The organism is Blastococcus sp. SYSU DS0616 (assembly GCF_054051015.1).
The window spans coordinates 1-24,187 of the sequence record NZ_JBJHAJ010000034.1; the positions used below are offsets into that span (position 1 = coordinate 1).

Consider the following 24,187-nt stretch of genomic DNA (forward strand, 5'->3'; position numbering starts at 1 on the left):
CTCCCGCGCGGCCGCCGGCGCGGCCCGCCGCCCCCCCCCCCCCCCCCCCCCCCCCCCCCCCCCCCCCCCCCCCCCCCCCCCCCCCCCCCCCCCCGCGTTCGGTGCTGCCCGCGTCAGGCGGGGCGCGGCTGCTCGTCGTCCGGGGCCGGCCGGTGCCAGCCCTGCTGGATCGAGGCGCGACAGCGCGCGGGCTCGTCCCCGCTGGCGGTGAACAGCGCGCCGAGCAGGAAGCGCCCGTGGTCGAGGGCCTCGCGCGGCAGCGGGCCGGTGGCGACCAGCGAGACCAGCCCATGGCCGATGGTCCAGCTCTGGACGGCCAGCTCGAGGGGGTCGACATCGGCGCGGAAGCGGCCGGCGTCCCGGCCCCGGTGGGCGGCCCGGACCAGGTGCTCGAGGGTGGCGTCGGCCGCCGGGAGGTCCTCCAGGTCGACGCTCGCGTCGAACATCACGCGGTACAGGTCGGGGTGGGTGAGGGCGTGGTCCAGGTAGGCCGCCGCCAGGGCGGTCAGGTCGCGCACCGGGTCGGCCGACGTCGGCACCGTCGCCAGGCGGGCGTCCAGCCGGGTGAAGCCCTCCTGGCGGAGCGCCTGCCACAGGCCCTCCATGCCGCCGAAGTGGGTGTAGACGGCCATCGTCGACACGCCGGTCCCGGCCACCAGGGAGCGCAGGGTGATCGGTTCGCGGGACCGCAGCATGACGGCGGCCCGTTCGATCAGCTGGATGCGGACCGCCGGGTCCTTCGGGCGAGCCACAGGGGGACCGTACATGGCATAACGCTGCTATGTTTCGACCGGCCCGGATGCTCCGGGCGCCACGAGCGAGGAGTGAGCATGGCCATCACCCTGCTGAACCCGAGCGGGCTGCCGACGCCCGACGTCTACCACCAGGTCGCGGTCGCGACCGGCTCGCGGCTGGTGTTCGTCGCCGGCCAGGTCGCCGTCGACGCCACGGGCGAGAAGGTCGGCGTGGGCGACTTCGCGGCCCAGGTCGAGCAGGCGTTCCTCAACGTCGGCACCGCCCTGGCCGCGGCCGGGGGGACCTTCGCCGACGTCGCCAGGCTGACCGTCTACGTCGTCGACTGGAGCCTGGAGAAGATGCCCGCCTTCATGGAAGGCCTGTCCCGGGCGGCGGCGACGCTGGGCGTCGCCTCGGCCGCGCCGGCCTCGATGATCGGGGTCTCGGTCCTCTTCGATCCCGACTTCCTGGTCGAGATGGAGGCCACCGCGGTCCTGGACTGAGGTCGGGCCGCTTCACGCCGGGCGCCCGGCGTTCCCGCGGGGAACGCCGCCCCGGCGGACGCCAATTCGCTGGACAGGCGCGCCGGATGATCACCAGGGTTCCTGCCATGGCCACCGAGGTGACGATCCGGAACTACCGCCGCGAGGACTGGGCGGCGATCGCGGCGGCGCACGACGCGGCGCGGTGGCAGGAGCTGGCCGCGACCGTGGGCGTGGAGGCGTTCAAGGACCTGGCGGCCACCGCGGAGGACGAGGGGCTGTTCGACGACCAGGTCTGGGTGGCCGTCGTGGACGACGCCGTCGTCGGGTTCGTCGCCTTCGCCGACGACGAGCTCACGTGGCTGTACGTGCATCCCGACGTCCAGAACCGCGGGATCGGCCGGGCGCTGGTCCGGCACCTCCTGGCGCATGCCGACGGTCTCGGGATCGAGCGCGTCGAGGTGACGGTGCTGGACGGCAACCCGGCGCGGCGGCTCTACGAGCGGGAAGGCTTCACGCTGGTGGAGACGAAGACCGGCGCGCTGGTCGGCAACGAGGCGTTCACCGCGACCGGCCACATCATGGAGCGCCGCCGCTGACGGGTGGTCGGGCGTGCCCGGTCAGCCCCAGGGCCAGTCCGGCGGTGACCACGGTGATGCCCAGCCACACGACCGGCCCCGGCGCCGGGTCGCCCATGGCGACGCCGACCCCGGCGGCGGCGACCGGGGCGACGCCGGTGAGCAGCCCGGCCCGCGCGCTGCCGAGCCGGCCGACGGCGGAGTACCAGAGCACGAAGGCGACGGCGGTCATCCCCACGGCCAGGTAGCCGACGGCGGCCAGCTGCGTGCCGGTCAGGCGGAGCGCTGCGGCCGGCCCCTCGGTGACCAGGCCGAGAAGGCCGAAGACGGCGGCCGCGAGCCAGGTGGTGTGCACCGAGACGCCCCACGCCCCGTGCCGGGCGAGCAACGGCACGGCGAGCAGCGTGAACCCGGCCTCGCAGACCAGGACGACGACCGCCCAGGCCAGCCCCTCGGCGTCGCTGCGGCCGAGTCCCTGCACCAGTCCGGCGCCCACCGTGACGATGGCGGCGGCACCGAGCACCCGGCCGCGCGGCCGGCGGCCCTCCAGCAGCGGGCCGACGACGGCGAGCAGCACCGGCACGGAGGCGACGGCCACGCCGAGGACGGCCGGCTCGGCGTGCGCCGAGCCCCGCACCAGCGCCACGTTGAACAGCACCATCCCGGTGACGACGATCCCGAGCAGCCAGGCCCACTCGGCACCCTGCGGCTGGACGATCCGCCGCCCGGCCGAGCGGGCGAAGCCGACCAGCAGCAGGCAGGCGAGGGCGTAGCGCAGCGACTGCGCGGTGAACAGCGGCGCCTCGGTGAGGACGGCGGAGATGGCGACGCTGCTGCCGACGAAGCCCATCGCCACCGTTCCGGCGAGGACGGCGGGCGCGGCGGGCTGCCGGACGGGGGGTGCATCGACGATCGCGGCCATGGCTGCCATGCTCGGACCGCGTTGGCCCATCCAGTAGGGCCAATGACTGCAGAGCGGAGTGGACCAATGCCGGGGACGGACTTCCTCCACCTGGACCCGGCGGGTGCGCCGGCGCGCGGGGTGACCGACTGGCTGACGTCCGCGGTGCGAGCCGCGGTGCTGGACGGCCGGCTGGCGGCGGGTGACCGGCTGCCGCCGACGCGGACGCTCGCCGCCGACCTGCGGATCGCCCGCGGGGTGGTGGTCGAGGCCTACCAGCGGCTGGTCGACGAGGGGCTGGTCGAGGGGCGGACCGGGCGGGGCACCGTGGTGCTGCCGTCGGCGTCCCCCGTGCCGCCGTCGTCCCCCGTGCCACCGCCGCCCCCGGACCCGGACCGGCTGCCGCAGCCGACCAACCGCCCCGCCGCCGAGGGCGAGATCGACCTCTCGCCGGGGGTGCCCGACCTCGCGGCGTTCCCGCGGGCGGCGTGGCTGCGGGCCGAGCGGGCGGTGCTGCGCGACGCGACGGCGGCCGACCTCGGCTACGGCGATCCGCGGGGCAGCGCGCGGCTGCGGCGCGAGCTGGCCGGGTGGCTGGGGCGCACCCGCGGCCTGCGCACCGACCCGGACCGGATCCTGGTCGTCGCCGGGGTGGCGCAGGCGCTGGCGCTGCTGGCGCAGACGCTGCGCTCTCGCGGGGCGGGCTCGATCGGGGTGGAGGACCCGGGGTCGCGGGGCGCGCGGGAGGAGCTCGCGCACTGGGGGCTCCGGCCGGTCGGGGTGCCGGTGGACGACGACGGCCTCGTGGTCTCCGCCCTGCCGTCCGTGCCGGCGGTGATGGTGACGCCGGCGCACCAGTACCCCACGGGCGTGGTGCTCTCGCCGGACCGGCGGCGGGAGCTGCTGGCGTGGGCGCGCGACGGCGGGCTGGTGATCGAGGACGACTACGACGCCGAGCACCGCTACGACCGGGCGCCGGTGCCGGCGCTGCAGCCGTCGGCGCCGGAGCACGTGGCGCACACCGGGAGCACGTCGAAGACGCTGGCGCCGGGCATGCGGCTGGGCTGGCTGGTCGCGCCGTCGCACCTGGATGCCGACCTGGTGGCGGCGAAGCACGCCAGCGACCTGGGCAGCCCGGCGCTGCCGCAGCTCGTGCTCGCGGAGCTGCTGGGGTCGGGGGCGTACGACCGGCACCTGCGGCTGGTGCGGACCCGGCAGCGGGCCCGACGGGACGCGCTCCTCGGGGCGCTGAGCCGGTTCCTGCCGGGGGCCCGGGTGGCGGGGATCGCGGCGGGGCTGCACCTGCTGGTCACGTTCCCGGGGCTGGACGCCGACGACGTCGCGCTGGCCGGGGCGGCGCGGGACGCCGGCGTCGTCGTCCACCCGCTGTCGTGGCACCGGCTGACCCCGGGCGACCCCGGGCTGGTGCTCGGCTACGCCGCCACGTCCCCCGACCGCCTGCACGTCGCCGTCGAGCGGATGGCCGCCGCCCTGCGGCAGGGCCCGCCCGGGTGAGGACGGGCACTGCCGGTGGTCAGGGTTTGCGGCCGTGGGCCGCCTTGGAGAGCGGCTCCCAGGTGCGCCACTCGGCGAGCCGGGACTCGTAGTCGCGGGTGGCGATCGCCAGCGGGCCGTCGCCGAAGAAGATCCGCAGCGGCGGGTTCTCCATGTCGACGAGCTGCAGCACCGCCTCGCGGGTGGCCAGCGGGTCGCCCGGGTTGCCGGCGCGGGCCCTGCGCTGCTCCGCGGCCTTCTCGCGGAAGGCGTCGTAGGCGGGGTTCGGGGGGGCGTGCTTCGCCGAGGCGCCGCCCCAGTCGGTGGCGTAGGCGCCGGGCTCGATGATCGTCACCTTGATGCCGAAGTCGGCGACCTCCGCGGCCAGCGACTGGCTGAATCCCTCCAGCGCCCACTTGGAGGCGTTGTAGATGCCGATGTTGGGGAACGCGCTGATCCCGCCGATGCTGCTGACCTGCAGGATGTGGCCCGAGCCCTGCGCGCGCAGGTAGGGCAGCGCGGCCTGGGTGACGAACAGCGCGCCGAAGACGTTGGTGTCGAACTGGGCGCGGGCCTCGGCCTCGCTGATCTCCTCGATCATGCCGAACTGGCCGTAGCCGGCGTTGTTGACGACGACGTCCAGCCCGCCGAAGTGGTCGTGGGCCTGCCGCACGGCGGTGAAGGCGGCGTCGCGGTCGTCCACGTCCAGCCGGATCGGCAGGATCTGGTCGCCGAACTGCTGCACCAGGTCGTCGAGGCCGGCCGTGTCGCGGGCGGTGGCGGCAACCGAGTCGCCGCGTTCGAGGGCGGCGATCGACCACTCGCGGCCGAAGCCGCGGGATGCGCCGGTGATGAACCAGGTCCTGGGCATGCGGGGTCTCCTTCGTCGGGCGTCCGCCGTCGTCAGCGCCGGTGCTCCCCGTCATGTTCCGCTCGTTCCCGCGGGAACGAGCCGAGGGCCGCCTCCCCGGTCGGGGAGACGGCCCTCGGCGTGCGGGTGCTCAGCGTCGGGCGGCCACCAGCTCGTCGTCGGAACGGGCCGCGGGCTCCCGCCGCTCGAGCGCCGCGCCCTCGATGTCGACGTCGGGCAGCGCCCGGTCCAGCCAGCGCGGCAGCCACCAGGCCGCCTTGCCCAGCAGCGTCATCACGGCCGGCACGAGCGCCATCCGGACGACGAAGGCGTCGACCAGCACACCGAACGCCAGCGCGAAGCCGATGCTCTTGATGGTGGCGTCGTGGCCGAGGATGAAGCCGCCGAACACCGAGCCCATGATCAGCGCGGCCGCCGTCACCACGCGGGCGCCGTGGCGGAAGCCGCCGATCACCGCCTCGCACGGCTCGGTGCCGTGCACGTGCTCCTCGCGCATCCGGCTGACCAGGAACACCTCGTAGTCCATGGCGAGGCCGAACAGCAGGCCGATGAGCAGGATCGGCAGGAAGCTCAGCACCGGCCCGGTCTGCTCGACGCCCAGCAGGTCGGCCAGCCAGCCCCACTGGAAGACCGCGACCAGCGCGCCGAAGGTGGCGGCGAGGCTGAGCAGGAAGCCCAGCGTCGCCTTGATCGGGACCAGGATCGAGCGGAAGGCGAGCATCAGCAGCAGGAACGCCAGTCCGACGACGACGGCGAGGAACACCGGCAGCGCGTCGGCGAGCTTCTCGGAGATGTCGATGCCCAGGGCGGTGTTGCCGGTGACCGCCAGCTCCGAGCCGGTGCTCTCGACCAGGTCGGGGCGCAGGTCGCGGATGTCGCCGACGAGGTCCTCGGTGCCGGCCGCGGTCGGCCCCTCGGCCGGGATGACGGTGAGGATCGCGGTGTCCCCGGCCTGGTTGGGCACCGGCGGGACGACGGCGGCCACCCCGTCCAGCTGGCCGACGGCGGCCGCGGTCTCGGCGAACGCGGCCTGGGGGTCGTCGGCGTCCGTGGCGTCGATGACCACGGTGAGCGGGCCGTTGAAGCCCGGGCCGAAGCCCTCGGCGAGCAGGTCGTAGGCCTGCCGCTGCGTGGTCTCCTCGCCCAGGTCGCCCTCCGAGGGCAGCCCCAGGCGCAGGTCGAGCGCCGGCAGGGCGACGACGCCGAGCCCCACGACGGCGGCCAGCAGGACGGCGATCGGGTAGCGGGTGACCGTGCGGGCCCAGCGGGTGCCGGCCGACTCCTTGGTGGCGAGCGCGGCCTGGCGGCGGCGCAGCCCCGGCACCGCCCAGCGGTTGAACCGGTCGCCGGCGAAGCCGAGCAGGGCGGGGACCAGCGTCAGGGCGACGAGGACGGCGATGCCGACCATGCCGGCGGCGACCAGGCCCATGGTGGTGAGGAAGGGGATGCCGACGACGGTGAGCCCGGCGAGGGCGATCATCACCGTCAGACCGGCGAAGACGACCGCGCTGCCCGCGGTGCCGACCGCCCGCCCGGCGGACTCCCGGGCCGGCATCCCGGTGGCCAGCTGCTCCTTGTGCCGGATGGTGATGAACAGCGCGTAGTCGATGCCGACGGCCAGGCCGATCATCAGGCCGAGGGTGGGGGTGGTGCTGGTGAGGTCGACGACCGCCGAGAGGGCCAGCACGCCCGACATCCCGACGCCGACGCCGATCAGCGCGGTGAGCAGCGGCAGCCCGGCGGCCAGCAGCGACCCGAAGGTGACCGTGAGGACGACCATCGCGACGAGAACGCCGATCGCCTCGGCGGCGCCCTGGGCGGGGATGGCCTGGGTGGCCTCGCCGCCGAGCTCGACCCGCAGGCCGGCGTCCTCGGCGCTCTCGGCGACGTCGATCAGTTCGGCGCGGGCGTCGTCGGTGATCTCGTCGACCTGCACGCCGTAGGTCACCGTGGCGTAGGCGACCGAGCCGTCGGGGGAGACGGCCTGGGTCTGGAACGGGTCGGTGGCCGTGGCGACCTGCTCGGCCTCGGCGGCCTCGGCGACCGCCTGCTGGATGGCGGCGGTGAGCTCGGGGTCGGTGACCGCGCTGCCCTCGGGGGCGGCGAAGACCATGCGGGCGGTGGCCCCGCCGGCGCCGCCGCCGGGGAAGCGCTCCTGCAGCGTCTCCATCGCGGTGACCGACTCGACGCCGGGGATGGAGAGCTGGGCGTCGGCGTCGCGGCTGAAGGCGCCGGCCAGGCCACCCAGGAGGAGGAGGGCGAGCACCCAGGCGACGAGGACGGTCTTGCGGCGGTGGAAGGCCCAGCGTCCGAGACGGTGGAGGAGGACGGCCACGTGTGCGCTCCGGGGGTCGAGGGTGCGTCGTCGGCTCGCTGGCGCCTAGCCGATCGGCAAGCATGCTACTAGCCGATCGGCTAGGTGAGGGATGAGTCGTGTCACGTAGGGCGGTGTCTACGCTGTGCCGGTGACGAGCGCGGGAACCGCGGGCAGCGGCCGGTCGGCCGGCGCGCAGCGGGTGCTGGACGCCGCGCTCGACCTGTTCAGCGAGCACGGGTTCGAGGGAACCTCGCTCCAGGACATCGCCGACCGGCTGGGCGTCACGAAGGCCGCCGTCTACTACCACTTCCACACCAAGGACGAGATCCTGCTGGCGCTGGTGGAGCCGGCGTTCGACGAGCTGCTCGTGCTGGCCGAGTCGGGCGCGCGGTCCGGGCGCGGGCGGGGTGTGGAGGTCGCCGGCTACGTCGACTACCTGCTGCGGCACCGCCGGGTGGCGGCGTACTTGACCCGGGACGCCACGGCCATGAGCCGACCGGGCCTGGTGGAGAAGGGCACGAAGCTGCGCGGGCAGGTCGAGGCGGGGCTGCTCGGTGGGGACGGCGATGCGCTGGGGACCGTGTGGGGCGCGGCGACCCTGCAGGCGCTGGCCGGGGCGCTGCTGGCCGCGCCGCCGGACGTGCCGGAGGAGTGGCTGCGCGAGGAGCTCACCGAGCTCGGCGCCCACCTGCTCGCCGGCTACCGGAAGGCCGCCCGCCGCCGGGGCGCCGCGGGCTCTCACACCGCCATGAACCCGGAGCGATAGGCGAGGACGACGGCCTGCGTGCGGTCCCGGGTCCCGGTCTTGGCCAGGACGGCGGCGACGTGGCTGCGCACGGTCTCGACACCGACGACCAACTGGGCGGCCATCTCGGCGTTGCTCAGGCCGGCGGCCATCAGCCGCAGCACCTCCTGCTCGCGCGCGGTGAGGCGGGCCAAGCCGGGATCGTCCGTGGTGCCCGACGACCGGATTCGCCGGCGGGCCAGCTCCCGGACGGCTTCGGGGAAGAGCAGGGACTCGCCGCGGGCCACCGTGCGGATGCCGTGCAGCATCTCCTCGGGCGTGGACCGCTTGAGCAGGAACCCGTCGGCGCCGGCCGCGAGCGCCTCGAAGACGTGGTCGTCGTTGGTGAACGTCGTGAGCACGAGAACCCGGGCCGCCGAGCCCGCGCGCACGAGCGCCCGCGTGGCCGCGATGCCGTCCATCCGCGGCATCCGCACGTCCATGAGGACGACGTCGGGGGAGGTGCGCCCGACCAGGTCGAGCACCTCGGCGCCGTCCCCCGCCTCCCCGACGACCTCCATGTCCGGCTCGCTGCCGACGACCGCGGCCAGCCCGCGGCGGATCAGCGGCTCGTCGTCGACCAGTGCCACCCGCAGGCTCATCGATGCCCTCCGCGCGCGTGCACGGGCAGGTGCACCTCGAGCCGCCAGCAGCCGTCGTCCCCGGCGCCGGCGCGCATCGAGCCGCGCAGGTCCCGGACGCGCTCCTCCACACCGACCAGCCCCCGGCCGCCGCGGGCCTCCGCGGGCACGGTGCCGCGGGCGGTGTTGGTCAGGCGCAGCCGCAACTCACCGCCTCCGGCGCGCACCTCGAGCCGGCCCGCTGCGCCAGGCGCGTGACGCAGAACATTGGTGAGGCCCTCCTGCACGATCCGGTAGGCCTCCCGGGAGACGACCGCGGGCAGCCCGTTCACGTCTCCCGCGACGTCGACCGACACCTGCACGCCCGCTGCCCGGGCGTCGGCGACCAGCGGCTCGAGGTCCCGGAGGTCGGGCGCCGGGGCGACGTCCTCCGGGGTGCCCTCGTCCTCGCGGAGCAGCCCGAGCACGTGGTCGAGGTCGACCATGGCCCGGCGGGCGGCGTCCTCGGTGGCGCGGATCGCCTGCTCGGCGGCTGCCGGGTCGCGGGCGAGCAGCCGGCGCGCGGCCCCTGCCTGCACGCTGGCCAGGCTGAGTGCGTGCCCGACGCTGTCGTGCAGCTCGCGGGCCAGCCGGTCGCGGCCGGCGAGCAGTGACACCGACGCTTCCGCCGCGGCGAGCCGCTCGGCGGCCGGATCGGCGAGCAGCCGCGGGGCGAGGGCCGCGATGGCGCGTCCCAGCAGCTCCCCGCCGACGAGGCAGACCACCGCGATCCCCGCGGCCACGGCCACCCGGGCAGGCACCGCCTCGGGCGGCGAGACGCCCGGGAGGATCGACTCGCCCAGCCCGTCGGGGGCCGCGGCGACGACGGCGGCGGTCGGCAGGCCGATCACCAGCAGGGCTCCGGCCAGCGAGCCGGCGGCGACGTGGGCCACCAGCAGGACGGCGCTGCGTCCACGCTGGGCCCGGGTGGTGGCGGGGCCCGGGCGTTCCTGCGGACGTCCGGTGAGCAGCCCGGCGACGGCCGCGCCCTCGATGGAGCGGACCTCGGCCAGGGTGCCGATCGCGGCGACGGGTGCGGCGAGGACCAGCCCGGCCAGCGGGACGAGGAGGAGGACGGGCACCCCGGCGGTCGAGAGCAGGGAGACCGGCCAGGCGAAGACGACGCCGACGGCCAGGCCGATCGCGCCACCCAGCAGGAGGTAGACCCACCGGTGCAGCGAGCGACGGATGGCGGCGGCCGTCGTCCCTCGCTGCACCGGTGCATCCTCGCAGCGGATCGCCGTCACGGGAGCACGGAGAGCGCCGGGTCTCCCTGACCGCACACGCGGCAGGCGCCGCGGCGACGGTAGGCGTACGCGGTCACCGCCGCGGCGAGAGCCAGCCCCCACGGCAGGGTGGGGAAGATCAACAGCAGTGCCGCCTGCATGCCGTCCCCCGCGGTGAGGCCCTCGATGCCGGCGACGACCAGGCCGGGGCTCGCGGCCAGCAGCACGGCGGCGACCAGGCCGCCGGCGAGGACCGGCACGCGGACCGGCACCGGCCGTCCGCGCAAACCGGGGACCCAACCGGGCCACACCTCGCCCCAGGGGCGGATGAGCCCGACGGTCAGCACGGCACCGCCGAGGGCGGCGAAGCCGAGCAGGAGGCCGAACAGCCGGGTCGCCGTCTCCAGCTCGCCGCCCTCGGGAAGGCCGAGCGGCCACGGCGTCAGCCAGGTCATGCGGAGAAGGGCGTAGGGCAGCGGTCCGGCGACCGCGATCCACGTCGCGATCCGCCCCCACCGCAGCGCGTTCGCGGGCTCGGTCCAGCGGGCGGCGGGGCGGCCGCACACCGTGCAGCGTCCGGCCACCGCGCGACGGAGGAGGACGGCCGCCGCCCCCCACAGGAGGGCTCCGCCCAGGACGAGGGTGAGGTGCGCCGGCACGAGGGCGTTCGCTGCCAAGCCGTCCGCGAGCTCGGAGCCCAGCGTCACGAGGGTGTCCCACCCCAGCGCGCCGGAGACCACGCCGGCGACGAGCAGGGCGACCACGCCCAGCAGCCAGGGCCGGGCCCGGCGGTCGCGGACCGAACCGACCACGAGGACGACGACGAAGGCCGCGGGGGCGATGATGGCGCACAGGTAACCGACCAGCGACAGCACGCCGAGGTCGGCCGACACCGCGCCCAGCAGCGCCGCCTCGAGGGCCATCAGCAGAGGCAGCGCGGGAGTCCCCGGCCGTCCGCGCGCCACCACGGCGAGCACCAGGCCGGCGGCGGCCAGCCCGATGACCGTCCAGGTGGTCACGGCTGGCGGGAGGAGGGCGACCAACCCGAACCGGTCGTCGTCGTCGAACGCGGGGAGGCTGCCGGGGTCGAGCAGCCAGCGCAGGCCGAACACCAGGTGCAGGGCGCTCCAGGCGGCCGCGGCCAGCAGGACGCGGTCGAGCAACGCGATCGATCGGGAAGGGGTGGCTTCGGGAGCCGGCGGGTGGTCATGGGCGATGGTCACGGCGACCTCCGGGATGCGGCCCGGGCCGTTCCCAGGCACATCCCCAGGCTCGTGAGCCGGCGGTGCCCGCTGCTCCCCCGCGCGGGGGATCTGCCTCCGCTGGGCGGGTGGTTCAGCCGTCGAGCAGGCGGGCCTCCGGGGCGGGGATCGCCGCCTGCGTGCGGTCGCTCAGGGGGGTCAGGCGGGGTGCCCGCGCCCGTGCAGCGCGGGCACCCCGATGGCGTGCTACCTCCGGCCGAGGCGGTAGCCGACGAGGACGCCGATCAGGGTCAGCACGGCGCCGCCGACGGCGCCGAGCGCCAGGGTCTGCACGTCGCCCGGCGTTCCCGCGGGAACGCCGGCCTTGCCCGCGAAGACCGTCGGCGCGGCCTCGCCCACCGGGGCGGCGTGCTTGCCGGCGACGTCCGCCTCCGTCACCGCGGTCGGGCCCACCGCAGCGGCCGACGGAGCAGCGGCGATCGGCACCGCGACACCCGTCAGCTCGTCGTCGATCGCCTTGAAGAACTGGCCGGCCATCCGCTTGGCCACACCGGTGATCATCCGCTGGCCCACCCCGGCCACCGGCCCGCCGATCACGGCGTCGGCCGAGTAGGTCAGGTTCGTCTTCCCGTCCTCGGCCGGCGACAGGTTGATCGTCACCGTCGCCCGGGCGTTGCCCGGTGCACCCGCGCCCGACGCGTGCATCACGTAGGACGACGGCCGCTGCTGGTCCGACAGCCGCACCTCGCCCGCGTACGTCCCCTTGATCGCGCCGACGCCGACGGAGACGTTCATCTTGTACTCGTCGTCACCGACCTGCTCCAGGGTCTCGCAGCCCGGGATGGTGCGCGCCAGCACGGCCGGGTCGGTGATCACCGCCCACACCTTCTCCGGGTCGCCCGAAAGAACCGCAGAGCCGTCGAGGTTCACGCCATCACTCCAGTCCCCGCGCGGCGCTCGGCCACGGCGGTCTTCTCCGAATCGGGGGAACGCACCAGGTCGTACAGCTCGGTGGGCGAGATCGGCATCGAGGCGATCCGCCGGCCCACCGCGTCCTCGATCGCCGAGGCCAGCGCCGCCGTCCCCGGGATCACGCCGGCCTCGCCGGCGCCCTTGATGCCCAGCGGGTTCAGCGGCGACGGCGTCTGCTGGTGATCGATCACCACGTCCGGGATCTCCGAGGAGTACGGCATCAGGAAGTCCATGAACGAGGCGTTCTGCAGCTGCCCGTCGCCGTCGTAGGCCATCCGCTCGTACAGCGCCCCGCCCACGCCCTGCGCGACGCCGCCGTGCACCTGGCCCTCGACGATCATCGGGTTCACCACGTTGCCGCAGTCGTGCACCACCGCGTACTTCACGACGTCGATCTCCCACGTCGCCGGGTCGATCTCCACGATCGCCGCGTGCGCGCCCGACGCGAACGTCGAGCGGATCGGCGAGTAGTAGTCGCGGTGCTCCAGCCCCGGCGCGTCACCCGCGGCGATGGGCGGCTTCGAGTCGTCCCCGGCCTTGGCGAACTGCGTCGCCTGCCTCGCGGCCTCGTCGAAGGCGTACCGCAGCGGGTTGGACAGGACGGCGACGGTGCGCAACGGGATCGACGTCCCCGGCACGCCCTTCACCTGCACCAGGCCCTCGTCGATCTCCAGGTCCTCCGGCGAGGCCTCCAGCACGTCGGCGGCGATCCGCAGCGCCTTCTCCCGCACCCCGCGGGCGGCCAGCGCGATCGCGTTGCCGCTCATCACCGCGGCCCGCGAGGCGAACGTGCCGACGGCGTACCCGAAGCGGCGGGTGTCGCCGGTGGTCACCTCGACGTCCTCGATCGGCACCCCGAGCTCGGAGGCCACGATCTGCGCGAACGCCGTCTCGTGGCCCTGCCCCTGGGAGGTGAGCCCGGTCGAGACCAGCACCTTGCCGCTGCCGAGCACCTGCACGTGCCCGCCCTCGTACGGGCCGGGCCCGGTGCCCTCGACGTACATGGCCATGCCGACGCCGAGCAGCTTCCCGCGCGCCTCGGCGTCGCGGCGCAGCTCCTCGGCGGCGTCCCAGCCGACGAGCGTCTTCAGCTTGTCCATCAGCCCCGGGTAGTTCCCCGAGTCGTAGATGACCGGCCGGCCGTCCTGGAACGTCAGGTGGTGGTCGTAGGGGAACTGGTCGGGCTGGATCAGGTTCCGCTCGCGGACGACGGCCCGGTCCAGCCCGAGCTCGTCGGCGATGCGGTCCATGGTCCGCTCCATCGCGTAGCAGCCCTGGGGCCGCCCGGCGCCGCGGTACGGCGTCACGATGACGGTGTTGGTGAACACCGACTCGACGATCACCCGGTACACCGGGATCGCGTACGGCCCGACCAGCTGGGTCGCCGTCACGATCGGCACGATGATCCCGTAGGGCGTGTAGGCGCCGTTGTCGTGCCAGATGTGCACGTCGAGGGCGGTGATCCGCCCTTCGTCGTCGTAGCCGACGGTGATCTCCTGGCGCTGCTGCCGCTCGTGCGCGGAGCCGATGAAGTGCTCGCGGCGGTCCTCGGTCCACTTCACCTCCTGGCCGAGCGCGATCGCGGCCATCGGCACCAGGAGCTCCTCGGGCCACGGGTGCACGATCTTCACGCCGAAGCCGCCGCCGACGTCGGGCGCGATCACCTCGACCTTGTCCAGCGAGAGGTCCAGCTTCGCCGCGATCGCCGCGCGCACCGACGTCGACGCCTGGGTGCTCGTGTAGACCCGCAGGGAGGAGTCGTCGGCGTCCCACTTCGCGTGCACGCCCTTGCCCTCCATCGGCATGCAGGCGCTGCGCTCGATGTACTGGGTGAAGCTCATCGTGCGGGGCGAGGCGGCCAGCACCGGCTCGACGTCACCGGTCTCCTGGTGGTGCCGGGCGGCGACGTTGTCCGGGATCTCCTCGTGGACGGCGTGCTGCGCGGCGCGGGCGGCGTCCACACCGACGACGACCGGCTGCTCCTCGTAGGTGACGACGATCTTCTCGGCGGCGTCCTCGGCGATGTACCGGTCGGTGGCGATGACCATGACGACCGGCTCGCCGACGTGGTTGACCTCGCCGTTGGCGAGCGGGAAGCCGGTGCGCGGCGAGGTCAGCTGCGGGTGCGGGATGAGCACCGGCAGCGGCTCGGCCATCGGGCCGGTGAGGTCCTCGTACGTGTAGATCGCGACCAGGCCCTCGACGTCGAGCGCCTCGTCCACGTCGATGGAGACGATGCGGGCGTGCGCGTGCGGCGAGCGCACGAACGCCGCCGCCAGGGCCCGGGACCCGATGTCGTCCAGGTAGCGGCCCTTGCCGGTGATCAGCCGCTGGTCCTCGCGCCGGCGGACCGGCTCGCCGAAGAGCTTCGTCGTCACCGCTCGCCCCTCTCAGGCATAGGAAGCTTTACCTGCGTTTCCAGCCCCAGGACGTAGGGATAGCTTCCTATGCCCGGGGTGGCCGGTGGCATCAGGCGTCCTTCATCGCGGCGGCCGCGGAGTGCACGGCCTTCTTGATGTTGGCGTAGCCGGTGCACCGGCAGAGGTTGCCGCCGACCATCTCGTCGACCTCCTCCTCGGTGAGCTCGGCCGAGTTGTCGCGGCCCTCGAGCCCGGCCGCGATCGTCATCAGGAAGCCCGGCGTGCAGAACCCGCACTGCAGCGCGTGGCACTCGCGGAACGCCTCCTGCACCGGGTGCAGCACCTGCCCGCCCTGGTGGTCCTCGCGCGCCAGCCCCTCGACGGTGCGCACCTCCGACCCGTCCACCTGGACGGCGAGCATCAGGCACGAGCGCACCGGGGCGCCGTCCACGATCACCGTGCACGCCCCGCAGACGCCGTGCTCGCAGCCGACGTGCGTGCCGGTCAGCCCGAGGTCGTGGCGCAGCGCGTCCGACAGCAGCCGGCGCACCGGCACCGTGGCTTCACGTGGAACACCGTTCACGGTGACGGTGATCGTCCGTTCGGTGTCGACGGAGGCGGTCATGCGGCGGTCCTCCCAGCAGCTTCGGCGGCAGCCTCGGCCAGCGTTCGCTCGGTCAGCACCCCCACCAGCAGCCGCCGGTAGTCGGCGCTGGCGTGGATGTCGGTGTCCGGGTCGACCAGGGTGCGCGCGAGCGCCCCGGCGGCGGCCCAGTCGGCCTGGTCCACCGGCGAGCCGGCGACGGCCTCGGTCAGGTCGTGCACCTCGGGGGTGAGCCCCACCGAGACGTAGGCGGCGCGGGCCGACTCCACCCGGCGGTCGGCGTCCAGCGTGACGACGACGCCCGCGCCGCAGACCGCGTAGTCGCCCTTGCGGCGGGCCACCTCGGCGAACGCGGTGCCCGCGCGTGCCGGGAGGGCCGGGAAGGTGGCGGAGGTGACGACGGCGCCGCCGGGGATCGACGTCTCCAGCGGCCCCACGAAGAAGTCGCGCCAGCCGACGGACTCGGTGCCCGACGTCGTCGCCACCGTGACCGAGCCGTCGGTCAGCGCCAGCACCGACGTCATCTCGCCGGAGGGGTCGGCGTGGGCGATCGAGCCCACCGTGGTGCCCCGGTTGCGGACCGCCGGGTGGGCGACGTTCGCGGTGGCCCGGCCGAGCAGGGGCTGGGCGGCGGCCGCGCCCTCGTGCCGGAGCAGCGTGTCGTGCCGCACGAGGGCGCCCACCGTCACGCCCTCGCCGGTGACCTCGACCGTGTCCAGGCCGGGGATCCGGTTGATGTCGACCAGCGTGGCCGGCGCCGCCAGCCGCATCGACAGCAGGGGCAGCAGCGACTGGCCACCGGCCAGCACCTTGGCGCCGTCCTCGGACAGGAGCGTGAGAGCTTCGTCGAGCGTGCTCGGATCCGCGTAGCGGAAGGGGGCGGGCTTCACCGGCTGCGGTCACCTCCGTGCGTGCTGGAAGACGCCACTCTGTCACCGGCACGAAGCGGGCGAAAGTACCTCAGCGCTAAAACTTCGTTGCGAATTCGCTGCGGGTTCCGGCCCCGTCCCGTTTCCGCTGGGCAGGCGTCGGTAGCGCCGGCCGACGACGGCGAGCGGGTCGTCGCCGGCCCGGTCCCATAGCGACCCGGCGCCGCGGGGAACCCGTGCCGGAACGCGCGCCGCCCCCGGTCCCGGACGACGGGTGCTGTCGTCCGGAGGCCGGGGGCGGCGGGGGAGCGGGTCTAGCGGTCGCGCGTGTCCCTGCCGGGGGTGTGCCCGCCGAGGACGCCGGGGCGGCCGACCTCGTCCACCGACGACGGGTCGGTGCCACCCCGCTCGTCGGCGTAGCCGCCGGCCGGGCCCTCTGTCTCCGCCCCGTGGCCGAACGTGCTGCCGGCGGCGGGGTGCGCCCCCTCACGCAGCAGCGCGGCCTTCATGTCCGCCGGAGCCAGGGTGCGGGCGACGTGCCAGGCGACGACGGCGACGATCGAGCCGAGCGCGATGCCGTTGAGCACGAACTCGTCGGTGAAGGTGAGGGTCACGTTGCCGACGCCGATGATGATCCCGGCGGCCAGCGGCACCAGGTTGATCGGGTTGGCGAAGTCGACCCGGTTCTCCTTCCAGATCTTGGCGCCGAGCAGGCCGATCATCCCGTAGAGGACGACGGTGATCCCGCCGAGCACCCCGCCTGGGACGATGTTGATCAGGGCGCCGAACTTGGGGATCAGCCCGAGCAGGATCGCCACCAGCGCGGCCACGTAGTAGGCCGCCGTCGAGTAGACGCGGGTGGCGGCCATGACGCCGATGTTCTCGGCGTAGGTGGTGGTGGGGGAGCCGCCGACGGAGGTGGCGACGACGGTCGCGATGCCGTCGGCCGCGACCGCGCGGCCCATGTACGGGTCGAGGTCGCGCTTGGTCATCTCGGCGACGGCCTTCACGTGCCCGGCGTTCTCCGCCACCAGCGCGATCACCGCGGGGATGACCAGCAGGCTGAAGTTCAGCGAGAACGACGGGCCGGTGAAGTCGGGGAGGCCGAACCAGTCCGCGTCGGCGACCGAGTCGAAGTTGATCCGGTCGCGGGTGGTCTCGGCGCCGGTGCCGTCGGGCGAGGTGATCTGGCCGGCGGTGGCGTCGAGCAGCACCGACAGCAGGTAGCCGAAGATCAGGCCGAGCAGGATCGAGATGCGGGCGAGGAACCCGCGCAGCGCCAGCGAGGCGACGATGACGAAGGTCATCGTCGCCAGCGCGACCCACTGGTCCTGCGGCCAGTACGTGCCGGCGGCGACCGGGGCCAGGTTGAAGCCGATGAGCATGACCACCGCGCCGGTGACGGCCGGCGGCAGCACCTTGTTGATCAGTCCGAGCCCTGCGAAGTGGATCAACAGACCGACCAGGGCGAGCACGACGCCGGCCACGAGCAGCGCGCCGACGACGTCGCTGGAGTCGCCGCCGTTGGCCCGGATCGCGGCCACGCCGCCGACGAACGCGGCGCTGGTGCCCAGGTAGCTCGGTACCCGGTTCTTCACGATCAGCAGGAAGATGATCGTGGCGACGCCGCTCATCATGATGGCGAGGTTGGGGTCCAGCCCCATGATGATCGGGAAGACGAAGGTCGCCCCGAACATCGCGACGACGTGCTGCGCGCCGATCCCGACGGTGCGCGGCCAGGAGAGGCGTTCGTCGGGGGCGACGGCCTCTCCGAGTGGGGGCGTCTTACCGTCCCCGTAGAGCTTCCACCCGAACGACATGAGTGCCTCCTCGACGTGCCTGTCCGACTCGGTCCGGCGTCGGTCGACGGCTGTCGGCCCGATCGCGAGGCGCCACTGTGTCACTGGGCACAGGCCCGGCGGAAGTACCTCAGTGCTAAATCGTTGTTGCATCGAGATGCCGATACTTCACCGCTGAGAGATCTCTCGGTACGGTCCGGGCATGAGCTCCTCAGCCCCTCCCGGTGGAGACGCCGCGGTCTCGGTGCAGCTGCGATCCGGCGTGTACGCCGACTCGGTGAAGCTGATGCAGGTGAGTCGCCGGATCAGCGGCCGCGAGGGCGTCGGCGCCGTCCTCGTCGCCATGGCCACCCCGCTGAACCTCGAGCTCGCGGCCGGCATGGGCCTGGCGCCCGAGGGCGAGACGAGCCCCGAGCAGCTGCTGATCGCCGTCCGCGCGGACGACGAGGAGACGCTGGCCGCCGCGCTCGCCGACGTCGACGCCGCCCTCGCCGAGCGGGAGCGCGCCACCGGCACCGCCGCCGCCATCCCGCACCGCACCGTCGGCGCGGGCCTCGACGAGCTCTCGCCCGAGGCGCCGGCCCTGGCGATCGTCAGCGTGCCGGGCACGTACGCGGTCGCCGAGGCCGCCGACGCCATCGCCGCCGGGCGCAGCGTGCTGGTCTTCTCCGACGGCGTCCCGGTCGAGCACGAGGTCGCGCTCAAGCGCGCCGCCCACGACGCCGGGGTGCTGGTCATGGGCCCCGACTGCGGCACGGCGATCGTCTCCGGCGTCGCCCTCGGCTTCGCCAACGTCGTCCGCCCCGGGCCGGTGGGCCTGGTCGCGGCGAGCGGCACCGGCGCGCAGCAGGTCTCCTGCCTGCTCGACATGGCCGGCGTCGGCGTCTCCCACGTGCTGGGCGTGGGTGGGCGCGACCTCAAGTCGGAGGTCGGCGGCCTGGCCACCCTCGACGCGCTGGCCGCCCTCGACGCCGACCCCGCCACCGAGCGGGTGCTGCTGGTCTCCAAGCCGCCGGCCCCGGAGGTCGCCGCGGCCGTCGAGGAGGCCGCGGGGCGGCTCTCGGTGCCGGTGCGGTCGGCCGCCCTCTCGCCCGAGACCCCCGACCTCACCGCCGCCGTGGAGGCGCTGCTCACCGACATGGGGCTCGACGTCCCGGTGTGGCCGTCCCGCCCCGGCCCCGCCGAGGCCGCCGTCCCCGGCGCGGTGCTCAAGGGCCTCTACTCCGGCGGCACGCTGGCCGACGAGGCGATGCTCCTCGCCGCCCCGGCGCTCGGCGGCATCCGGTCGAACACCCCGCTGGAGCCCGAGCTCGATCTCGGGACGGACCTGTCCGCCTCCGGGCACGTCGTCATCGACTTCGGCGACGACGCCCTCACCGTCGGCCGCGCGCACCCGATGATCGACCCGACGCTGCGGCTCGAGGCGATCGCCGGGGTGGCCGCCAGCGACGAGCCCGCCGTCCTGCTGCTCGACGTCGTCCTCGGGCACGGCGCCGACCCCGACCCCGCGGGGGCGCTGGTCCCCGCGCTGGATGCGGCGCGGGCGCAGAAGCACCTGCCGGTCGTCGTGGCGCTGATCGGCACGGAGGGCGATCCGCAGGGCTGGTCCCGGCAGGCCGACGCCCTCGCCGCGGCCGGCGCCGCCGTCTTCTCGTCCAATGCTGCCGCCACGCGGTACGCCCTCGACCTGCTGGGAGCTTCGGCATGACGCTCGGCAACCTGCTCTCCGGACCGCCGGCGATCGTCGCCGCCGGCGTCGACGTCTTCTCCGACGCGCTGCGCGCCCAGGGCGCCGACGTCCGCGACGTCGACTGGCGGCCCCCGGGCTTCGGCGACCCGGCCGACCTCGCCGCCCTCGCCCTCGACGCCCGCCGGGCCGCGGCGAACCGCACGGCCGTGGAGCGCGTGATGGCCGCCGGCTCCGTGCTGGTCGACGTCCGCCCCGCCCGCGAGGTCATCGGCCTGACCGACCGCACGCTCCTGCACTCCGGCCCGCCGCTGGCGTGGGAGAACGCCTCGGGGCCGATGCGCGGTGCGCTGATCGGCGCCTGCCTGTTCGAGGGGTGGGCGGCCGACGTCGAGGAGGCGGAGGTCCTCCTCTCCACCGGCGCGGTCACCCTGGACCCCTGCCACCACCACCGCACCGTCGGCCCGATGGCCGGCGTGACCAGCCCGTCCATGTGGATGTGGTGCCTGGAGGACCCGGTCACCGGTGGCAAGGCCTACTGCAACCTCAACGAGGGCCTGGGCAAGGTGCTGCGCATGGGGGCCTTCAACGAGGAGGTGCAGACCCGGCTGCGGTGGATGCGCGACGTCCTCGGACCGGTGCTGTCGAAGGCGGTGCGCGGCTCGATCGACGCCGGCAACGACCCGCTCGACGTGAAGGCCGTGCTCGCCCAGATGCTGCAGATGGGCGACGAGGGGCACAACCGCAACCGCGCCGGCTCGCTCATGGCGCTGCGCGAGCTGTCGCCGTCGATCGTCGCCAGCGGTGCCTCGTCGTCGGACATCGCCGACGTGCTGCGGTTCATCGGCGGCAACGAGCACTTCTTCCTCAACCTCGGCATGCCGACGGCGAAGCTCGCCCTCGACGCCGCCCGCGGCATCCCCGGCTCCACGATGCTGACCGTGATGTCGCGCAACGGCACGGAGTTCGGCATCCAGACCGCCGGCACCGGCGACCGCTGGTTCACCGGGCCGGCGAACACCCCGGTCGGCCTGTTCCTCGGCGACTACGGGCCCGACGACGCCAACCCCGACATCGGCGACTCCGCGATCATGGAGACCTACGGCATCGGTGGGTTCGCGATGGCGGCGGCGCCGGCGATCGTCCGGTTCGTCGGTGGCACCGTGCCCGACGCGCTGGCGACGACCGAGCGCATGTACCAGCTGACCCTGGCCGAGAACCCGGCGATGGCGATCCCGATCATGGGCTTCCGCGGCTCGCCCACGGGCATCGACGTCCTCAAGGTGGCGCGCACCGGCTGGCTGCCGCAGATCAACACCGGCATGGCCGGGCGGATCGCCGGGACCGGCCAGGTGGGGGCGGGGTTGGTGCAGCCGCCGCAGGAGTGCTTCGAGCAGGCGCTGGCGGCGCTGGCCGAGGAGGCCCGCACCGCCTGACCCCTCCGGATGCGACGAACTCGTGGTCATCAGCCGCGGATGACCACGAGTTCGTGGCACTCGGGAGGCAGGCCGGTCAGAGCAGGCCGCGGGCGCGCAGCGTGCGCAGCCCGGCGAAGACGTGCCGGCGGATCCGGTCCTGGGTCCTCTCGTGCATGTCGACGAAGCGGAAGCACAGCTCCGTGCGGTCGTCCTGCCGCGGGATCCGCCGGGTCACCTCCCCGCGGCAGGGCACCTCCTCCTGATCCAGGCAGACGACGAGGGGAAGCACGGCGCCGAGGCGCAACGGGTCCTCATCCTCCGGCTGCGTCGTCCCGTCCTCGCCGGGCAGACCCTCCGGCTGCTCGACCGCTCCCTCGGCGGATCCGGCGGCCGGGCCGGCCGTGGGGGCGGTGACCGTTGCGCGGAACAGCGCCCGCATCCCGCCCTCGCTGATGTCGAGGCTCGCCCCCCGCAGCACCTCGGTCCCGACGGTCATCTGCACCTGCACGCTCAGCGGTGCGCGCACCGCCGACCGGCGCTGGCCGCGGGTGGCGGGGCCGACGGGCCGCAGCCGCCACTGGGGCGGGTCGGACCGCGTCGCGACCAGCTCGGTCGGCCGGGATCGCAGCTCCTCGGGGCCGCGCCACACCACCTCGACGTGCTCGCCGGGCTCGATCGCGACCCCCTGCTGCATCCGGTCCTCATCGACCGTCACCACGAACTCCGTGGCACCGGCCGCCTCGACCCAGCTCAGCAGCACGTCGCCCTTGCTGGTGACCAGCAGATCGACCACCGCTCGCGGCTCCGGGTAGTCGATCCCCGCGCTCTCGGCCATTGGTGCCCCCGTGTTCCTGAAACGATCCGTTCTGGTGGCGGCAGGCTAGTGAGGCAGGGTTACGAATTACTGAACGCGCTGCTCAGGCGGGGTGTGTCGGGTGTGTCGCCGGCGGGTCCGAGCGGGCGGAGTGGCGCCGCCTGGCGTGCGGCTGGGCAGTGTTCAGGCGGGGCCGCAGGTGAGCAGGTGGTCGACGGCGGCGGCGAACCCGTCGACGTCGTCGAGCGCCTCGGTGAACGGCACCCGCAGGTCGTAGCAGCCGTTCCGGCCCTGCACGCGGAACCGGACGCCGAACCGGTCCAGCCCCAGCAGCCGGACGTCGTCGTGCCGGCCGGCCCAGTGCTGCACCCGGCCCGTCAGCCGGCTCAGCGCAGCGGCCTGCTGCGCCATGAGATCGATCTCCGCGCCGCTGACCACGTCGGGCCGGGCGGCGCGGAAGTCGTCGGGGTCCACCTCGGCGCGCGAACCGGACTCCTCGAGCTCGACCTCGGCCAGGTCCAGCCGCACCAGCGCCGCACCCAGACCCACCTCGAACAGCACCTCCGCGGGCGAGGAGTCGGCGAAGTCCAGCACCAGCTGCGGCGCGTCCTGCTCGCTCACCGGCACGAGCCAGCCGGTGAGCTGCACGAGCCCCCGGACGGGGTGGCGGAGCGGGAGGGGAGCGCGGTCGGCGACGGTCAACCGGGCGGGGACGTCGCCCAGCGGGGAGGAGCGCAGCGCCGTCATCACACCGCCGTCGGTGGGGACGACGAGCAGGACGTCACCGTCGGCCGTCGTCGTCGCGGCCAGCACCTGGCAGGAGCCGACCCCGGCGACGTGCAGGCTGGCGGCGGAGCGCACCGCGACGGTGCGGGCGCGCTCGGCCGCCGGCGGCTGCCGGTCGACGGCCGCGGACGAGTGGGTCGGGCCGGCCGTCATGGACCACCTCGGAGAGCTCGTGGGCGAGTAGTAAGGTGAGCCTAACCAAACCGGAGGTCCCGAGTGAACACGCCCCGTCCCAAGGTCCGGCTCAGCCGCGCGCTGGGCATCCCGCTCACCCCGAAGTGCGTGCAGTACTTCGAGCGCCGCCCGTACCCGCCGGGCGAGCACGGGCGGAAGCGTCGCAAGGACAGCGACTACTCCACCCGGCTCAAGGAGAAGCAGCGGCTGCGCGCGCAGTACGACATCAGCGAGACGCAGCTGCGCGCCGCCTTCGACCGCGCCAAGCGGACCGGCGGGAAGACCGGCGAGGCGCTGATCCAGGACCTCGAGTCCCGGCTGGACGCCACCGTGCTGCGCGCCGGGTTCGCCCGCACCATCTACCAGGCCCGCCAGTTCGTCACCCACCAGCACGTGCTGGTCAACGGCAAGCGGGTCGACCGCCCGTCCTACCGGCTCAAGCCCGGGGACTTCGTGCAGATCGCGGAGAAGTCGCGGACGAAGGAGCCGTTCGTCGTCGCCGCGTCCGGGGCGCACGCCGAGGCGCCGAAGTACCTCGAGGTCCGGCTGGCCGACCTGGTCTGCCGCTACGAGCGGACGCCGACCCGCGACGAGGTGCCGGTCGTCTGCGAGGAGCAGCTGGTCGTGGAGTACTACTCCCGCTGACCTCCCCGCGGGAAGGTGCGCACCGCCCGCATCGGCTGCCTGGTGGGCCGGTGCGCGCCTCCCGCCGCCGGATCCACCCTTGCCGTGCGTGCGCGGAGCCGTCAGGCTGCGCCACCACGTGGGCGAGCTCCGGGAACGTGCCGCACGACGCACACGCCGAGCGCTTCCGGTTGACGAGCCCGCCGGAGAACGAGATCCCGGTGGTCCTGCCGCTCGCGGCCGTGCTCGGTCGCAGCGACCACGCGGCGGTCGCGCTCACGCGCGTCGCGGTCTTCTCGACGGGGGTGCTCGTCGACCTCGTCGTCCGCGTGCGTCCCGGCGCCATCCCCATGGTGGACCTGCACGAGATGGTGTGGCGGAGCGGCGACGGCGCGCCGCGGATGCTGATCGGGGTCCAGCTCGCCGACGGCACCCGCCTGGACGACGACCACCGCCAGGGGCCGATGGAGGACGTCGTCTTCTCCTCGCAGGGCGGCAGTGGCAACGAGCACTCGGTCGACCAGGGCTGGTGGCTGGCCCCGCTCCCGCCACCCGGGCCGGTGTGGTTCGTCGTGCGCTGCCCGGTGCTGGGGATCGAGGAGACGGTGACCGAGCTCGACGGGACGGCCATCCGCCGGGCGGCCGAGGACGTGGTCGAGCTCTGGCCGTGGACGTCGCCGGAGCCGGCGCGCGAGGAGTCGGGGCGCCACCCCGACGTGCCGCCGGACAGCTGGTTCGCCGGCTGACGACCAGGCGGCCAGGCGGGCCGCCCAGCAGACCGTCGGCGGCCGCGCATCGGCGCTGGCCCCCGTGGTGGGGAAAAGGTCGTGCCCAATGCACCCCGTGCGGGCGCGGGTGCGAGGATATGGG

Annotated in this window: 22 protein-coding genes; 8 read left to right on the forward strand and 14 right to left on the reverse strand. The window is 74.5% G+C overall.

The window, feature by feature from the left end; all coding sequences use genetic code 11:
- Window positions 1-113 precede the first annotated feature (113 nt).
- Window positions 114-752 (reverse strand): TetR/AcrR family transcriptional regulator, encoded by a 639-nt coding sequence (locus tag ACI79K_RS18860; protein ID WP_456591106.1) that lies wholly within the window; start codon window positions 750-752, stop codon window positions 114-116.
- A 78-nt stretch (window positions 753-830) separates the two neighbouring features.
- Between ACI79K_RS18860 and ACI79K_RS18865 the strand changes: the two genes are divergently transcribed.
- Together ACI79K_RS18865 and ACI79K_RS18870 are read left to right on the forward strand one after the other, a co-directional pair.
- Entirely contained in the window at window positions 831-1,238 is a 408-nt protein-coding gene (locus tag ACI79K_RS18865; protein ID WP_456591105.1) for a RidA family protein, read from the forward strand.
- Between the two features lie 107 nt (window positions 1,239-1,345).
- The gene (locus tag ACI79K_RS18870; RefSeq protein ID WP_456600475.1) at window positions 1,346-1,816 is read left to right on the forward strand and encodes a GNAT family N-acetyltransferase; all 471 of its coding nucleotides are present in this window, start codon (window positions 1,346-1,348) and stop codon (window positions 1,814-1,816) included.
- Here the strand turns inward: ACI79K_RS18870 and ACI79K_RS18875 are convergent.
- A complete protein-coding gene (locus tag ACI79K_RS18875) occupies window positions 1,797-2,717 on the reverse strand; it encodes a DMT family transporter (protein ID WP_456591103.1) in 921 nt (306 codons plus the stop codon). The two genes, ACI79K_RS18870 and ACI79K_RS18875, sit on opposite strands and share 20 nt — an antisense overlap.
- Before the next feature lie 66 nt (window positions 2,718-2,783).
- Between ACI79K_RS18875 and pdxR the strand changes: the two genes are divergently transcribed.
- Window positions 2,784-4,211 (forward strand): MocR-like pyridoxine biosynthesis transcription factor PdxR, encoded by a 1,428-nt coding sequence (gene pdxR / locus ACI79K_RS18880; protein WP_456600476.1) that lies wholly within the window; start codon window positions 2,784-2,786, stop codon window positions 4,209-4,211.
- A gap of 19 nt (window positions 4,212-4,230) precedes the next feature.
- Here pdxR and ACI79K_RS18885 read toward each other — a convergent pair whose 3' ends face one another.
- Window positions 4,231-5,061, reverse strand: coding sequence for an SDR family oxidoreductase (locus ACI79K_RS18885; RefSeq protein WP_456600477.1), 831 nt, complete (start codon window positions 5,059-5,061; stop codon window positions 4,231-4,233).
- Between the two features lie 130 nt (window positions 5,062-5,191).
- Window positions 5,192-7,396 carry an MMPL family transporter gene (locus tag ACI79K_RS18890; protein WP_456600478.1) on the reverse strand — a complete coding sequence of 735 codons (2,205 nt, stop codon included), beginning with the start codon at window positions 7,394-7,396 and terminating at the stop codon, window positions 5,192-5,194.
- 130 nt (window positions 7,397-7,526) lie between these two features.
- On the opposite strand from ACI79K_RS18890, the gene ACI79K_RS18895 reads away from it, so the two are divergent.
- Entirely contained in the window at window positions 7,527-8,144 is a 618-nt protein-coding gene (locus ACI79K_RS18895) for a TetR/AcrR family transcriptional regulator (protein WP_456600479.1), read from the forward strand.
- Here the strand turns inward: ACI79K_RS18895 and ACI79K_RS18900 are convergent.
- The 8 genes from ACI79K_RS18900 to ACI79K_RS18935 form a co-directional block, all read right to left on the reverse strand.
- Complete coding sequence (locus ACI79K_RS18900; protein WP_456591098.1) at window positions 8,117-8,764, reverse strand: response regulator; 648 nt, start codon at window positions 8,762-8,764, stop codon at window positions 8,117-8,119. The two genes, ACI79K_RS18895 and ACI79K_RS18900, sit on opposite strands and share 28 nt — an antisense overlap.
- On the reverse strand, window positions 8,761-9,999 hold the full coding sequence (locus tag ACI79K_RS18905; protein ID WP_456600480.1) for a histidine kinase: 1,239 nt from the start codon (window positions 9,997-9,999) through the stop codon (window positions 8,761-8,763). Before ACI79K_RS18905 ends, ACI79K_RS18900 begins: the two co-directional genes overlap by 4 nt.
- A gap of 26 nt (window positions 10,000-10,025) precedes the next feature.
- The gene (locus ACI79K_RS18910; RefSeq protein WP_456600481.1) at window positions 10,026-11,231 is read right to left on the reverse strand and encodes a hypothetical protein; all 1,206 of its coding nucleotides are present in this window, start codon (window positions 11,229-11,231) and stop codon (window positions 10,026-10,028) included.
- A 225-nt stretch (window positions 11,232-11,456) separates the two neighbouring features.
- On the reverse strand, window positions 11,457-12,140 hold the full coding sequence (locus tag ACI79K_RS18915; protein WP_456591095.1) for an SRPBCC family protein: 684 nt from the start codon (window positions 12,138-12,140) through the stop codon (window positions 11,457-11,459).
- Window positions 12,137-14,560: an aerobic carbon-monoxide dehydrogenase large subunit gene (gene cutA / locus ACI79K_RS18920; protein ID WP_456591094.1), complete on the reverse strand. Its 2,424-nt coding sequence runs from the start codon at window positions 14,558-14,560 to the stop codon at window positions 12,137-12,139. Before cutA ends, ACI79K_RS18915 begins: the two co-directional genes overlap by 4 nt.
- A gap of 91 nt (window positions 14,561-14,651) precedes the next feature.
- Window positions 14,652-15,167 carry a (2Fe-2S)-binding protein gene (locus ACI79K_RS18925; protein ID WP_456591093.1) on the reverse strand — a complete coding sequence of 172 codons (516 nt, stop codon included), beginning with the start codon at window positions 15,165-15,167 and terminating at the stop codon, window positions 14,652-14,654.
- Complete coding sequence (locus tag ACI79K_RS18930; protein WP_456591092.1) at window positions 15,164-16,036, reverse strand: FAD binding domain-containing protein; 873 nt, start codon at window positions 16,034-16,036, stop codon at window positions 15,164-15,166. Before ACI79K_RS18930 ends, ACI79K_RS18925 begins: the two co-directional genes overlap by 4 nt.
- A gap of 293 nt (window positions 16,037-16,329) precedes the next feature.
- The gene (locus ACI79K_RS18935; protein WP_456600482.1) at window positions 16,330-17,835 is read right to left on the reverse strand and encodes a uracil-xanthine permease family protein; all 1,506 of its coding nucleotides are present in this window, start codon (window positions 17,833-17,835) and stop codon (window positions 16,330-16,332) included.
- A gap of 181 nt (window positions 17,836-18,016) precedes the next feature.
- Between ACI79K_RS18935 and ACI79K_RS18940 the strand changes: the two genes are divergently transcribed.
- Both ACI79K_RS18940 and ACI79K_RS18945 read left to right on the forward strand, forming a co-directional pair.
- Window positions 18,017-19,522 (forward strand): FdrA family protein, encoded by a 1,506-nt coding sequence (locus ACI79K_RS18940; protein ID WP_456591090.1) that lies wholly within the window; start codon window positions 18,017-18,019, stop codon window positions 19,520-19,522.
- Entirely contained in the window at window positions 19,519-20,937 is a 1,419-nt protein-coding gene (locus ACI79K_RS18945; RefSeq protein WP_456600483.1) for a DUF1116 domain-containing protein, read from the forward strand. Before ACI79K_RS18940 ends, ACI79K_RS18945 begins: the two co-directional genes overlap by 4 nt.
- Before the next feature lie 76 nt (window positions 20,938-21,013).
- Here the strand turns inward: ACI79K_RS18945 and ACI79K_RS18950 are convergent, their stop codons facing one another.
- Both ACI79K_RS18950 and ACI79K_RS18955 read right to left on the reverse strand, forming a co-directional pair.
- Window positions 21,014-21,754: a hypothetical protein gene (locus ACI79K_RS18950; RefSeq protein WP_456600484.1), complete on the reverse strand. Its 741-nt coding sequence runs from the start codon at window positions 21,752-21,754 to the stop codon at window positions 21,014-21,016.
- Between the two features lie 162 nt (window positions 21,755-21,916).
- Entirely contained in the window at window positions 21,917-22,672 is a 756-nt protein-coding gene (locus tag ACI79K_RS18955) for a DUF2470 domain-containing protein (RefSeq protein ID WP_456600485.1), read from the reverse strand.
- A gap of 63 nt (window positions 22,673-22,735) precedes the next feature.
- Between ACI79K_RS18955 and rpsD the strand changes: the two genes are divergently transcribed.
- A complete protein-coding gene (gene rpsD, locus ACI79K_RS18960; RefSeq protein WP_456591263.1) occupies window positions 22,736-23,338 on the forward strand; it encodes a 30S ribosomal protein S4 in 603 nt (200 codons plus the stop codon).
- Window positions 23,339-23,475: 137 nt separating this feature from the next.
- Window positions 23,476-24,063 (forward strand): hypothetical protein, encoded by a 588-nt coding sequence (locus ACI79K_RS18965; RefSeq protein WP_456600486.1) that lies wholly within the window; start codon window positions 23,476-23,478, stop codon window positions 24,061-24,063.
- Window positions 24,064-24,187 lie beyond the last annotated feature (124 nt).